This window comes from Bacillus sp. BF2-3, assembly GCF_008368795.1.
Classification (GTDB): domain Bacteria; phylum Bacillota; class Bacilli; order Bacillales; family Bacillaceae_G; genus Bacillus_A; species Bacillus_A cereus.
On record NZ_QOSA01000019.1, the window covers coordinates 63,516 to 77,994 of the forward strand.

The following is a 14,479-nucleotide window of genomic DNA, read 5'->3' on the forward strand; positions in this document are numbered from 1 at the left end:
TATAAGAACATTATGATACAATAATGTTTAAGTCTTTTTATTTTTCTAATGCAAATAGAGATACTACTTGTTGTTGCCCTTCAAAAGAATGTAACGACATGGTCAATTTCTTAATAATTGCGCATACTACAAGTATCTATTGATGAAATAGCTTTAAGGAGGAAAGTTTTGTGAAAGATAAGTTCTATAAAATCCTCTCTATGTGGATTCTACAAATTGTATTTTATTTTACTACTGTACATGTGACGAAATATGAGCATGCTCTTATTTTTACAATAATATACGTAATCGTAAATGTACTATTCTTATTTTTAGCTGACAAAACAGCATTTATTTTCTTCATACTAGGAACCATTATTTCCGTATTTTATTTGTTTTATGAAGCATGGCTTCATTTATGGAGTACATCAGATCAATGGCAATATATGATTACCCACTTCCTGATGGCAGCTAACTTCTTCATTGTATACATAACAACTCACCTATTGAAAAAAGTGATTCATGAAAATAAAACTTTAACTGAGCGTGTGAGAACGTTAGAACAATATATTGGAGAATCAAAATTACTAACAAGACAAGAATTCGAGAGACGCCAAGCATTATTAACAACTGCAATGAATCGTCGTAATGAAACAGGCGTTATCATTTACTTTGATTTCACTCCCTTTAGTAAATATACGAAGGAAAGTGTTATGGACCGTGTAGCTTCCTTATTAGTTGAAACGGTAAGGAATGATTTTGACCTTGCTGCTGAATATGATAATAATACGCTAGTTATTTTATTACAAAACACAAATGAAGCTGGTGCTGACATTGTAATGAACCGCCTAAAGCCAAAAATGGAGCAATGGCTTGCAGCTGAAGCAATCCGAGATATAAAAATTTCACGCGAGCAAATTGGAAACAAAGGACAGACACTGTTATGATGACTCTCGTTATACTTCTTTTATTTCTTCTGTTTTGCGTACTCGTTTTTTGGATCAGTATCACATTTTCAATTAAATATGTTCTTATTTTTACGGCCTTTCTATTCTCTGGCTTACTCGTTTACTACTCTTTCTTAACAATTGCGGGCTTAATTCACCGAAATAGTAAACGAAAAGATCGTACGCTAGAACATTATCCGAGTGTCGATATTTTCATACCTGCCCATAATGAAGGCGTCGTTATTAAAGATACTTTAGAGGCGATGGCGCAGATTGAATATCCAGGAAAACTAACTATTTATTTATTAAATGATAACTCTCAAGATGAAACACCTGAAATTGGCGATGATTTCGACAAAGCTTATGCTCATATTCGCCATATTCGTGTTCCCCCCGGTGAACCGAAGGGTAAATCACGTGTACTAAACTACGGCCTTAGTATTTCAGATGGTGAATACTTCTGTGTTTACGATGCAGATAACCAGCCTGAACCACACGCACTGCGAATGCTTGTAGAACACGCTGAAACAACTGAAGATGCTGTTGGAGCTGTTGGACATGTTCGTACAGTAAACGAAAAGCGCAACTGGCTGACGCGAATGATTTCACTGGAATTTCAAATCTTCCAGCTCCTTATGCAATCTGGACGCTGGTTACTATTCCAAACAGGCTCACTGACAGGAACAAATATGCTTCTTCGTCGCTCCGCACTAGAAGAGCTTGGTGGCTATGACCCTTATGCAATTGCAGAAGATGCTGAATTAACATTAAGAATTACACAAAAAGGTTATCTCTTACCAATCGTCCCAGAATCAGTTACTTGGGAACAAGAACCAGAGCATTTAAAAATTCTTATTAAACAACGTACACGTTGGCTCCAAGGGAATTTATACATTTTAGAAAAAATGTTCTCATCATTAAGTTTCTTTAAAGGAAAACTTCTCGTCCATTCCTTACAACAAGTTCTAGTGTATGTTGTATTTTGGCTATTCCTAATCATTTCAAACGTTTGGTTTGTAATTGGGCTACTCGGGATATTCCAAATTCAATATAGCATCCCGCTACTATTTATGTGGTATGTCGCATATATTACATATGTTTCTCAATTATTTAGTGCCCAGAGTGTCGAACGAACCTTTACACCGACTAATATTTTTATTAGCGTTATTATGTACTTTACGTACGCACAGCTCTTTACGTACTTATTTATTCGTAGCTTAATCTTATACTTACGTGCAAAGAGCAAGAAACAAGTCATTGGCTGGGATAAGACAGTTCGATTCAAAAAAGAGAAATAATAACAATAAGCACAGAGCGCCGTATGCTCTGTGCTTATTTATTGCCGTATAAATTATATATCAGACAATACCCCTTAGCTGAAAGTAATTTCACGTCCATCCCCCAACGAACGATCGACCTTCATTTATATACGAAAAAGTGATTGCTATTTTTGTAGAACCAATTGCTTCTCTTGCTGTTCTTTGCGCGTTTCAGTCTTAGGTTCCGTGCTTTCTTGGACACTACGATGTGCCACACGTTTCAAACAAATATGCTTCCACTTTCTTTCGTAACGTTTCATTATTCTAGATGTCCCCCTTGAATGCGCTTTAAAACTATTTGAAATCGCTTACAGGAAATAATATAGCACATATATATAAACGTGACAACACATTTCCGACATATTTTTGACAAAAATACGAATAGAATTCGTAAGGTATCGAATATTGTCGAAACCTATCGTTTTTTCTTCGTATAAAAGGCATACTACTTATATGGTAAAGTATTTTATTTCCCCTACCCGCATTTCAAATTCCTTCTATATAAAGTGAAACTTTCATTAGCCATCACCAATTGTACTTTTACAGGCAAATAGAGAAATAAAAAAGAGCTGATATGAAATCAGCTCTTTTCCTTCTATTATTAATGACGCTTCATACGCCCTTCTTTTTGTAACTCTTTAAATAATGCTGCCATCATAAAGAAAATAACGAAGACGAACGGGAATGCCGCAATGATAGCTGCCGTTTGTAAGGCTTCTAATCCGCCAATATATAATAGCGTAGAAGCTATCGCGGCTAGAACGATACCCCAAATCATTTTAATACGATTTGGTGGGTTTAAACTACCATGTGTCGTTAACATTCCTAAAACAAATGTTGCAGAGTCTGCCGATGTAATAAAGAATGTTGCAATAAGTAAAATACCTAAAACTGATAAAGCTGATCCAAAGCTGCCCATCTGATCGAACATAGCGAATAATCCTACTTCTGTTCCCATTTCTTTCACTTTGTCGAAGATATGTGCATCACCAAACAGCTCCATATGAATACCAGTACCGCCGAACACAGAGAACCAAAGTGCACCAATTACGGTCGGCACAAGTAACACACCGATAACAAACTCACGAATCGTACGACCTCGTGAAACACGAGCAATAAACGTACCTACGAACGGTGACCACGCAATCCACCATGCCCAATAGAAAATTGTCCATGACTGAATCCATTGATTCCCACCTTCGTCTAATGGACTTAAACGGAAACTCATACTTGGCAATTCCTGAATATAAGAACCGATTGTTGAAGTGAAGTAATTCATAATAAAGTTTGTTGGACCTGCAAATAATACAATGATCATAAGTGCAAATGCAAAAATAATATTCGTATTACTTAAATATTTAATTCCTTTATCAAGACCTGTTTGCGCAGATAACATAAATAATACTGTTACGATTGCAATAATAACTAACTGAGTCGTTAATGAGTTCGGGATAGATGTTAAATAACTAACACCACCTGCAATTTGTTTCGCACCAAGACCTAATGACGTTGCCACACCAAACACAGTTGCGAAAACAGCTAACACATCAAATGAATGAGCAATACGCCCGTGTTCCCCGCCCTTAAATAACGGACCTACTGTCGCACTAATCGTACTTGCTTTTCCTTTTCTAAAGGTAAAGTAAGCAATACATAAAGCTACAAACGCATATAGTCCCCAAGGATGTAATCCCCAATGGAAAAATGAAAAACGCAGTGCAAGGCGCGCACTTTCCTCAGTTGCACTATCCCCAAACGGAGGTGCGTATAAATGGTTTAATGGTTCGGCAACGCCCCAGAAAACTAAGCCAATACCCATACCAGCACTAAATAACATAGCAAACCATGTCATATAACTATAATCAGGTTCATCATCATCTTTACCTAAACGAATAGAACCGTATTTCGAAACAATTAAAAAGATAGACACACCTAAAATAATAGAAACGGAAATAATATAAAACCACCCGAACTTACTAACTAATGCAGTTTGAATTGCGGTTGTTACATTTCCTAAGCTACCTTTTCCAATAATAGATTCGGGAATAATCCCCCAAATTGTAAATGCAATACATAATGTTAATGAAACGATGAATGTTTTTGTCAGTTTCCTCATCAAATCCCCCTTCGTAGGTTTCGTTTTTGTAAATAACATAAATTCCGATATGTAAAATCGGATAGAAAACTATAATTTTGCGGTGATTTTCTTACTTTCACCTTCACCAATTCGAATTCTTATGGACAGCCTTACCTTTCGTATAACCTTTTCACTCTGCAAGAGCTACAAGTTAGAAATACTGCTGTCAAATTGTGTGAGAAAAACGCGGATAGGAATGTATTTTCCTAAAAAAGGATGTGTTACACATGTAAAAAAGGGCAAAGTTCTTCCTTGCAACCCTTTCGTTTTGTAACAATTATGCGGTTTTTTTGCTAGTATATAGCACGTGTTTATAGCTTCACAAACAAAATGTTTATGTTTATATAACTATATTACCCATAAAACGGTAAAATACTCAAGGAATGTAATCGTTTAGTAAACATCATGTAACATTCATGTAACATTTTTATTTATGTCGAAAAAAACATGTTGTATTAAATATTTTGAATATAACTAGAAACCTATGAGTCATATAGAATGAAAAACGCTTTCCTATATTTTTTGTTATATTACAGGATGTTAACGACTTATTACGAATGGTTTGTAATTGTGTGTATTCCCCAAATCCGAAAAAATCTGTTGCTATAATGAGGACACGAAAACAAACGCAATGGAGGCTATCATGAAAAAATTAATTGGTATAGCAACAGCAGCAGTTTTTGGTCTTGGGATTTTCACATCATCTGCTAATGCAGAAACTGTTGTAACAACAGACGTACTAAACGTACGCGAAAACCCTACTACTGAATCAAAAGTTGTCGGTAAATTACTAAACGGTAATAAAATAGATGTTCAAAATACAGAGAACGGATGGTCAAAAATTACTTTAGACGGTAAAGACGCATTCGTAAGTGCAGAGTTCACAAAAAGCATCTACTACGTAACAGCTAACGTATTAAACGTACGTGCTGAAGCGAACACAAACTCAGAGGTTCTTGGAAAGTTGAAGAAAGACGATGTAATCGAAACAACGAACCAAGTACAAAATGAGTGGTTACAATTTGAATATAACGGGAAAACAGCTTATGTTCATGTTCCTTTCTTAACAGGTACAGCACCTGTAATTGAGAAACAAGAAACAACTGCTCCTGCTAAAGCTGCAGCACCAGCTAAGGCTCAAGCACCTGTAGCACAAGCAAAACCAGCTGCTAAGCCTGCTGTGAAAGCTGCTGAAACTAGCACACCATCTGGTGGTCGTGAGTTAACAGTTGTAGCTACAGCATATACAGCTCACCCGAGCGAAAACGGTGGCACATATGGCGGCCGTGTATTAACTGCAATGGGTCATGATTTAACTGCGAATCCAAACATGAAAATGATCGCTGTTGACCCGAAAGTAATCCCATTAGGATCTAAAGTATGGGTAGAAGGTTACGGAGAAGCTATCGCTGGAGATACTGGTGGTGCAATTAAAGGTAACCGTATTGATATCTTACTTGGATCGGATAGCGCTGCTCAAAAATGGGGACGCAAAACTGTTAAAGTGAAAATTTTAAAATAACCAATGACTGCTAAATTACAAGCCGGTTCTCTTTATTGAGAGCTGGCTTTTATTTATTTATAATACATATAAGGAGGCTACGCCCATGAATGTACAAGCAAAAGTAGACTGGATTGGTACGCCAAAACCGTACATATATAAAGATGAAGTGACATATAACGCTACTTCTATTGATTTTTCACTCGCTGGCGATGATAACCGCTATAAGTTAATTGTGCTCAAGTCTGAAAACAATACACATTACAAAATTGTGCAATATGGAATAAAACCAGGCTCTCAAAAGCCATTTCCTATCGACATTCCATTTGAACAAAACATGTTACCAATTATAGAGCAAATATTACATGATCCATATGTACAAGCGATACTAAAGGAAACACACTCATAATTGTAAAAAAATATATCAACGATTTTTCAATTATATCTATCATAAATCGCAATATATCAACGATTTTTCGATTATATCTATCATAACTTACGATATATCAACGGTTCGACACGAAATATCGATTTAGCTACAAAAAAGAAGCTGTTCAAATATTGAACAGCTTCTCTCATATTAACGAGTTGGACCAGATATATCTTCTGATTTCAACGTATTATTTGCACCAAGAGAATGATACAACATCTTTCCATTTCCATTCACAGTTACAATATGTTCGTTATTAAAACTTTTAAACTTCACAGATCCATCACCGTAACGAATATGGTACTCTTCATATGTCGTTACTTTATATTTCGTAGTACTTTGACGCTCTACATTACGAACTTCCATTGTTAATAAGTCTTCTGTAATTCCTTTTTTGTGTAAATACTGTATATAATCACGGTCTTCCTTATACGATTTTCCGCTCTTATCATAATTATTTTCAATTAAACTAAAATCATTTAATGAAATTGCACGTACGTTATCATAAATATGATTTCTTACAAATTCGCCCACTGCTGAACTTGATGTTTCTTTCGGGAATTTTAAGTAATATGTGCTTTGGTCTCCAATTTTAACACTTTCAGATTTCATCACACCAAGATCAGTAGTTTTCTCTAAATGTACTTCTACTGTTTCATCTGTGGATACAGGGCCAAGCTTATAACTTCCATAATTTAATTTTCCACGTTTTTTCCCATTCACAAATACAGTTGCATCACTTTCATCAGAAGAAATGCTTACATACTTGCCTTCAAGCGATAAATCCACTTTCACCTTCTCGCTCTGTTCATCCGCTAAATCTACTTCTTTCTCTGTTTCTAATTCAGTAAGTTCTGTCTTCGCCGTTGCCTTTACAACATATGTACCTGGGAAGTATGGCCCCAACTCTTTCGAAGTTTTATCACTAGAAAGCTCTGCTTCTTTTTTGTCATTCACATATATTTCTGCATTTTTTGCAGTTGTACTAACGCTCATATAATAAGATTTCATGCTGAACTTATACTTTGGATATAAGAACCACTCTTTTCCCTCTTCTACTATTTCCCCGTCCTTAAATGAAGATTTATCTTTTGTTAACTTTTGATCTACTGTCTCTTTCTGTAAATAAGACAGTAATTGTTTGTTGTAAGAAGGATTCTCTTTTAAATAACGCATGTACGCTTTAAGATCCTCTGTCTTAATCTTTAAGCTTGAATCATTTGCTTTTACAAACTCATCAATTGCATTAATATCTTTCTTTTGGAATGCTTCAATCATTACATTTACTTGCTTTTCTTTTGAAAACTTATATGCTCCAAATTTATATGCCCCAAATAATAATGCAGCAATAATGGCAAAACCAATGATTACAAATAAATTTTTCTTACTTTTCACTGGTTTTGTCTCGGTTTGTAATTCTGTATATGAAGCAGCAGTGTTATCAACGATTACTTCTACTTTACTCCCACACTCAGGACAAAAGTTCAAATGGTCTGCAACATTCTTTTTACATGTTCCACAAAACTTCAACGTGCTCTCCTCCTATTTTTTAGCTAATTTCATTCCAGCAAATGCTGCTACATATGTCACAATCAAGCTAAACAAAGTTAAATATATAAATGAATTTTGCATAGATAATACCGTTCCACTTGTTCCAAATAAACTTGTTACAGTTCCTGAAACATTAATTTGGAACTTAGAAATCATATTCATTACAATCATCATAATTGTGTAAGAACCACTGCATACCGCTAATGTAATATATATATTGGCAGTCGGTAATTTAGCTAACTTTCTTCCCGCTCTAAACATAAAGAACAATGGAATAATAAGCAGTAATAAACCGTAATGGAATACGTTATTCACTTTATCAAATTCTGCAAGGCTTCCCTCATTTGCTCCTTTTGAAATCAATATCTCTCTAAGCTCTACGCCATTTACAGAGACGCCTGATATAAATGAAAACGATAGTGTGCTCTCATATGCATTTGATTTCTTACCAATTCTAGTAAATTCCTTACTAAGTGCTGGACTTGATACTTCTAACGGCGCAAAATGAGCCATACTCCATAATTGAGGTGTTAACTCTAATGCTAATAATGTACTTTCAGATTTTAAAGTTGTTATTTCTTTTAATGGTTCAATACCGTCTTCCTTACTTACTAACGCCATAATACAAACCGCTACTGCTGTTACTAAAAGTCCTTTTATCATAGCCGAAACACCGTAATAAACAGACGCTCCATATGGCATTAACTCTTGAAATGCTGCTGCCATATTGTTTTTGCTTGTATGAGCAATAAATCCTAATAAGGTAAATAATGTCCCACATACAAAACCACTCAATAAACTCTTCATCGCTGAATAGCCAACCGTAATCTTACCTGCTTCTGAGAATGGGATTGCAAAAGATTGTGATGCTATAAAACTTATAATGAATAAAAAGACTCCATAAATAATACCAACTGTTGCTGCCATAAAGATTTGATCTTTAATCGTTTTCGCAACATGCTGTTTCCCTAACCAAATTCCTGTACCAGCGAAAATAATAAATGGAATGATTAATAATAATGTAAATGGAGTATGCCAAGATAAAGAAAATATCAATCCACTATCATCGTTAGCTGTAAAACCAAGTAAATGGTAACTTAACATCGTAGAAGTTGCACTCGAATAAAAACTTGGCAACATTTCTAATTCTTTCGCAAATTTGCTAAACATCTCACTTAACATAGAGGCAAATAATAAACTACCAATCCAACCAGCAATTAACATGAGAATACTTGCAACAGCCCCACCAATAAAACCTTTTTGTAAAACGGCTTTATCTGCTTTAAATTCAACTTTAGGAGCACCATCCATTGTAGGTAATTTTACAGTTTGTTCTTTTTTCTTCACAACAGATAAAGAATACCCACACTTTTGACAATATAAATTTTTTTGAGCATTTTCACTGCCACAACCTCTGCAGTATTTTGCAGTATCTTTTTCTAATGTTACTGCATCTATAGCTCCTGCAATCTCCATACTACCTTCATTTGGGCAATAATTTACTTCTTCACCATGTTGTTTTCCACATGTGCGACAATACATTTAATTCACTCCCCACTTTGCTTAATTCCACAAACTGGACAGTAAGTAGAGTTTTTATCGATATGCTCATTACATGAAATACAATTTACCGTTTCACCTTCATTTTCTACTGCTAACATCGGGTTAGGCTTTCCACACGAACCACAAAACTTATCATTTATTGATAAAGGTCCACCACATTCACATGTAGCTTTTTCACCTTGTTGTTTTTGCAATTCAACAATGCGCTTTCTTGCTTGATAAATAGCTACATCAAATTCTTGAACTGGAGCAATCATTTCTTTTAAGCTCGCTTCATTTACTCCACTTCCTCTTAATTGAACATACACTTGCTGTCCAACCTCTAATAGAACCTCTGCTTTTTTCTGCATTTGCACTTGCATTCCCTTTTTCAATTGAGCAATTTCTTGTGCAACTTGCAACTTCATTTTCCCTTGTTCTATTCCTTCTTGTAACTTATTCATTCCACTACCTAACTTCGTCTGTAAATCTGACAAATCATTTCTCCTCCTATACATATATATTCATATATGAAATTAACATTTTATATATTACCATGATTTTCAAGTTATGTAATCCAAATTTCATTTTTTCTGTTTTGAGCATTTTTTGTTTATAATGGTAAAGGAAAGAAATATGTGTACGGAGGAATATTATGCTGCAACACTCAATTACGAAAGATGAAATTATGATGATTGCGAATGAGTTCGTTCAAGGACTAGATCCACAGCAAACAGCTGATCAGGAACATGTCGCTACAGCTCGGCACCTATATCGTAGTGGTGTTGTCTACAACGTTGACTTTGATGGTTATACACTATCAGGAACTGTAGATGCGGAAGGCAACGTATATAGCGTTCATATTCCGATTCGTAATGTCGCTGAAAGTTATTGTGATTGCTTCGCACCAACACAATGTGAGCATATGCTCGCTGTATTACTATCTGCAGCGTCTAGTTTCGGGCAAGTAGGAGATGTATTAACTTTATTTAAAAATAATACGAAACCTTCCCTTCCTCCTATTCGAACTGCAAGACAAGTATTGCAATCATCAGCTTTTGAAGAAACGGATTATAAAAGTTGGGAATCATATTTTGAAAAAGAATATGAATCATTTAAAAAAGAACAAGCTCGCCTTACTTATAAACAAATGTATTTTCTTATGAGTATCTTTACAGATTTCTATACGAAGCTTGAGCGGAAAGCTCCGCGCGTCATCGCCATACATGAATTATTCAGGTTACATGCAGCACTTTACTGCTTTCAAAAATTATTAGAAGAAATCCAGGCATTCGAAGCAAACAAAACGTATTCTTATCACCAACCTGTTAATGTCGTTCGCCTATTTGTAGACAAAGTGGAATCCATCGTTCGGGACTTACAATCAGAAGCGATTCCTTCAGAGTCTGAAATAATTTTGCAAGAAACAGCTCGTCTTGTTCATGAAGTATTCTTCTCTACCGACGCTTATACACAAGAGCGATTTTTCATTTATCGCCACATATGGAGTGAACTTTTAAACAATAAAGAGAAAATACAAGAGGAAGAAAAACGAATCGATACGAAAATCAATCCACTATCTAAAGCATTAGCGTCTTCTCACCTTCTCTTTTTAAATGAAGAAGATCTACTAGCGATGGGCTTACTAAAAAAACAGCCTGCTTCTGTTGTGAGTCTATACTTCTATTGGTTAGAAGAACTATTAAGTGCCATGCAGTGGGATCGTGCAAAAAACTGGCTTTCCTTTACGTATAAACAAGTAAAGAAAACGCTCCAAGATCACGAAAATACGATTTTTATAAAAGATATCGTTCGGCTATTTGTAATCATGTATGAAACATACGCAACACATACAAATGAACAAGCTGGTTTTGAAATGATTTTACAAGAACTATTACCGTATAGTTTCACAAACTATGAACAGTACGTACTCGCGAAAAAACAGTATCACACATGGGCAGAGCTTCATCTCTTATATGGGTTTGAAGCAATTGAACTGTTAAAAGAACCACTGAAAGATATTGAGAAAGAAGCACCAGAAGCAGCACTTCCTCTTTATCATCTTGCTGCTGTAGAAGCAATTGAAGAACGAAATCGTAAATCATATAGACGCGCAGTTCGTTACTTAAAGAAATTACGTACATTATATAAACGATTAAAACGCACCGATGAATGGGATGCTTTCATTATTCACATCGCCAATCTCCATTCACGTCTGCGTGCACTACAAGAGGAATTACGGAAAGGAAAATTAATCGATGATCAATCAAACTGAAGTAACAATTAGGCTCCAGCATGTTAGTCAAGGTTGGTTCCTTTGGGGAGAAGATGACAGCGGTACTCCATTATCCGTAACAAGTTGGAAACGAAATGCATTCACATGGCACTCCACTTCTTTCTACGGTACGTTTCTAAAAGAAGCAACCTTCGAAGGAAAACAAGGTGTGCTACTAACAAATGCACAAGCCTTTGAATACATTGCAAACAAACCGATGAATTCCTTTGCACATATTCAACTGAACGGCCCTATTACAGCACTTACAAAGGATGCAAATGAATTATGGGATGCCTTTACGAGCGGTAGCTTCGTACCAGATATGGAGCACTGGCCCAAGCAACCATCTTGGAAAGTTCAAAATACGCCAATTGAAGATGACACATTAGCATCTCTTTTCTCAGCAGCAGTTAATGAAAGCATATTACAAGACAATCGCTCAAATGACGGCTGGGAAGATGCTAAAAGACTATATGAACATTACGACTTTACGAAAAGACAATTGGAAACAGCACTACATGAAGAAGATTGGCTTCGAAAAATTGGTTATATTGAAGATGATCTTCCGTTTACAATCGGACTAAGACTGCAAGAACCACAAGAAGAATTTGAAATGTGGAAACTTGAAACAATCGTGACACCAAAGCGCGGGGCGCATCGCATATATGTATATGAAAACATCGATTCCTTACCGAAAAGATGGCACGATTACGAAGAACGGATTACAGAAACACAAGAAGGTTTTAGTAAGCTCATACCGTGGTTAAAAGAAGGAGATACATTCCGAAATGAGCTCTTTGAAACAGAAGCTTGGAACTTCTTAACAGAAGCAAGCAATGAATTACTTGCAGCCGGCATTACAATTTTACTACCATCATGGTGGCAAAATTTAAAAGCAACAAAACCGAAATTACGTGTTCAACTGAAGCAAAATACAGTACAAACACAATCGTTCTTCGGTATGAATACGCTCGTTAATTTTGACTGGCGCATTTCTACGAATGGCATTGACTTATCAGAAAGCGAATTTTTCGAACTCGTTGAACAAAACAAACGTCTATTTAATATAAACGGTCAATGGATGCGACTAGATCCAGCCTTTATCGAAGAAGTAAGGAAACTCATGAACCGTGCCGATAAATACGGACTAGAGATGAAAGATGTCCTGCAGCAACATTTATCAAATACGGCTGAAACAGAAATTGTAGAAGATGATAGTCCGTTTACTGATATTGAAATCGAACTAGATGGATATTATGAGGAACTATTCCAAAAGCTACTTCATATTGGAGATATTCCAAAAGTAGATGTCCCTGCTTCACTAAACGCAACACTTCGTCCGTATCAACAACACGGCATTGAATGGTTGTTATATTTACGAAAGCTTGGATTTGGAGCATTGCTAGCTGACGATATGGGACTCGGGAAAAGTATTCAAACAATCTCTTACTTACTATATATAAAAGAAAATAATCTCAAAACAGGCCCTGCATTAATCGTAGCGCCGACATCTGTTCTTGGAAATTGGCAAAAAGAATTTGAGCGTTTCGCACCGAATTTACGTGTTCAATTACATTACGGAAGTAATAGAGATAAGGGCAATTCTTTTGAAGATTTCCTTCAATCAGCAGATGTTGTATTAACATCTTATGCATTGGCCCAACTCGATGAGGAAGAACTAACTTCATTATGCTGGGATGCTGTTATTTTGGATGAAGCACAAAATATTAAGAACCCACATACGAAACAGTCGAAAGCAGTACGAAACTTACAAGCAAATCACAAAATCGCTTTAACTGGTACGCCGATGGAAAATCGCCTCGCTGAACTTTGGTCCATTTTCGACTTTATTAATCATGGATATCTCGGAAGCTTAGGGCAATTCCAACGCCGCTTCGTCACACCAATTGAAAAGGATCGTGATGAAGGAAAAATCCAGCAAGTTCAACGGTTTATCTCACCATTTTTACTGCGCCGAACGAAGAAAGATCAAACGGTCGCATTAAATTTACCAGATAAACAAGAACAAAAAGCTTACTGTCCCCTTACTGGTGAACAAGCTTCCTTATATGAACAACTTGTTCAAGATACACTGCAAAATGTTGAGGGATTAAGTGGAATTGAAAGACGCGGCTTTATATTACTTATGCTGAACAAGCTAAAACAAATTTGTAATCATCCAGCTCTTTATTTAAAAGAAGAAGAGCCACAAAATGTCGTTGAACGTTCTATGAAAACAAAAACGTTAATGGAGCTCATCGAAAATATAAAAGATCAAAATGAAAGTTGCCTCATCTTCACTCAATACATCGGCATGGGGAACATGCTAAAACGTGTGCTAGAAGAAAAATTCGGCCAGCGTGTCCTCTTCTTAAACGGTAGTGTGCCGAAAAAAGATCGCGACAAGATGATTGAGGAGTTCCAAAACGGAACGTATGACATTTTCATCTTATCCTTAAAAGCTGGCGGAACAGGATTAAACTTAACCGCTGCCAACCATGTCATTCACTACGATCGTTGGTGGAATCCAGCTGTGGAAAATCAAGCAACAGACCGCGCATATCGCATTGGTCAAAAACGATTTGTTCATGTTCACAAACTTATTACAACAGGAACATTAGAAGAAAAAATTGATGAAATGCTAGAAAGAAAACAATCTCTAAACAATGCGGTCATCACAAGCGATAGCTGGATGACTGAACTATCAACAGACGAACTAAAAGAATTACTTGGTGTATAAAGTGAAACTTTAATCAGTGGAGGTTTTACTCCCCGCAAAAAAAGCGCTAATCTCGAAA

General features: G+C 36.0%; 10 protein-coding genes. 6 read left to right on the top strand and 4 right to left on the bottom strand.

Annotated elements, in window-relative coordinates; all coding sequences use genetic code 11:
* Positions 1-170: 170 nt before the first annotated feature.
* Together DN401_RS15165 and DN401_RS15170 are read left to right on the top strand one after the other, a co-directional pair.
* Entirely contained in the window at positions 171-926 is a 756-nt protein-coding gene (locus tag DN401_RS15165; RefSeq protein WP_149287829.1) for a nucleotidyl cyclase domain-containing protein, read from the top strand.
* Positions 923-2,224 (top strand): glycosyltransferase family 2 protein, encoded by a 1,302-nt coding sequence (locus DN401_RS15170; protein ID WP_086404150.1) that lies wholly within the window; start codon positions 923-925, stop codon positions 2,222-2,224. The genes DN401_RS15165 and DN401_RS15170 overlap by 4 nt, the downstream gene beginning before the upstream one ends.
* Positions 2,225-2,846: 622 nt before the next feature.
* Here the strand turns inward: DN401_RS15170 and opuD are convergent.
* Positions 2,847-4,361 (bottom strand): glycine betaine transporter OpuD, encoded by a 1,515-nt coding sequence (gene opuD, locus DN401_RS15175; RefSeq protein ID WP_001229103.1) that lies wholly within the window; start codon positions 4,359-4,361, stop codon positions 2,847-2,849.
* 664 nt (positions 4,362-5,025) lie between these two features.
* Here opuD and DN401_RS15185 point away from each other — a divergent pair.
* On the top strand, positions 5,026-5,904 hold the full coding sequence (locus DN401_RS15185) for a cell wall-binding protein EntA (protein ID WP_000733328.1): 879 nt from the start codon (positions 5,026-5,028) through the stop codon (positions 5,902-5,904).
* An 85-nt stretch (positions 5,905-5,989) separates the two neighbouring features.
* Positions 5,990-6,292, top strand: coding sequence for a DUF3910 family protein (locus DN401_RS15190; protein ID WP_001102539.1), 303 nt, complete (start codon positions 5,990-5,992; stop codon positions 6,290-6,292).
* 171 nt (positions 6,293-6,463) lie between these two features.
* Here DN401_RS15190 and DN401_RS15200 read toward each other — a convergent pair whose 3' ends face one another.
* Genes DN401_RS15200 through DN401_RS15210 form a run of 3 tightly spaced genes read right to left on the bottom strand, consistent with a single transcriptional unit; the run spans position 6,464 to position 9,903 of the window.
* Positions 6,464-7,843, bottom strand: coding sequence for a zinc ribbon domain-containing protein (locus DN401_RS15200; protein WP_149287831.1), 1,380 nt, complete (start codon positions 7,841-7,843; stop codon positions 6,464-6,466).
* Positions 7,844-7,855: 12 nt separating this feature from the next.
* Positions 7,856-9,406 (bottom strand): zinc ribbon domain-containing protein, encoded by a 1,551-nt coding sequence (locus DN401_RS15205; protein ID WP_086402095.1) that lies wholly within the window; start codon positions 9,404-9,406, stop codon positions 7,856-7,858.
* Positions 9,407-9,411: 5 nt separating this feature from the next.
* Entirely contained in the window at positions 9,412-9,903 is a 492-nt protein-coding gene (locus tag DN401_RS15210; RefSeq protein WP_001281753.1) for a zinc ribbon domain-containing protein, read from the bottom strand.
* Between the two features lie 158 nt (positions 9,904-10,061).
* Between DN401_RS15210 and DN401_RS15215 the strand changes: the two genes are divergently transcribed.
* The gene (locus DN401_RS15215) at positions 10,062-11,681 is read left to right on the top strand and encodes an SWIM zinc finger family protein (RefSeq protein ID WP_149287832.1); all 1,620 of its coding nucleotides are present in this window, start codon (positions 10,062-10,064) and stop codon (positions 11,679-11,681) included.
* Entirely contained in the window at positions 11,665-14,421 is a 2,757-nt protein-coding gene (locus DN401_RS15220; RefSeq protein WP_000610118.1) for a DEAD/DEAH box helicase, read from the top strand. The genes DN401_RS15215 and DN401_RS15220 overlap by 17 nt, the downstream gene beginning before the upstream one ends.
* Positions 14,422-14,479: the final 58 nt, after the last annotated feature.

What these genes read in the sequence shown, in the direction of transcription:
- DN401_RS15190 (WP_001102539.1), top strand. Translation starts at nt 5,990, where the DNA reads ATGAATGTACAAGCAAAAGTAGACTGGATTGGTACGCCAAAACCGTAC.
- DN401_RS15205 (WP_086402095.1), bottom strand. Translation starts at nt 9,406, where the DNA reads ATGTATTGTCGCACATGTGGAAAACAACATGGTGAAGAAGTAAATTAT.
- DN401_RS15215 (WP_149287832.1), top strand. Translation starts at nt 10,062, where the DNA reads ATGCTGCAACACTCAATTACGAAAGATGAAATTATGATGATTGCGAAT.
- DN401_RS15170 (WP_086404150.1), top strand. Translation starts at nt 923, where the DNA reads ATGATGACTCTCGTTATACTTCTTTTATTTCTTCTGTTTTGCGTACTC.
- opuD (WP_001229103.1), bottom strand. Translation starts at nt 4,361, where the DNA reads ATGAGGAAACTGACAAAAACATTCATCGTTTCATTAACATTATGTATT.
- DN401_RS15185 (WP_000733328.1), top strand. Translation starts at nt 5,026, where the DNA reads ATGAAAAAATTAATTGGTATAGCAACAGCAGCAGTTTTTGGTCTTGGG.
- DN401_RS15220 (WP_000610118.1), top strand. Translation starts at nt 11,665, where the DNA reads ATGATCAATCAAACTGAAGTAACAATTAGGCTCCAGCATGTTAGTCAA.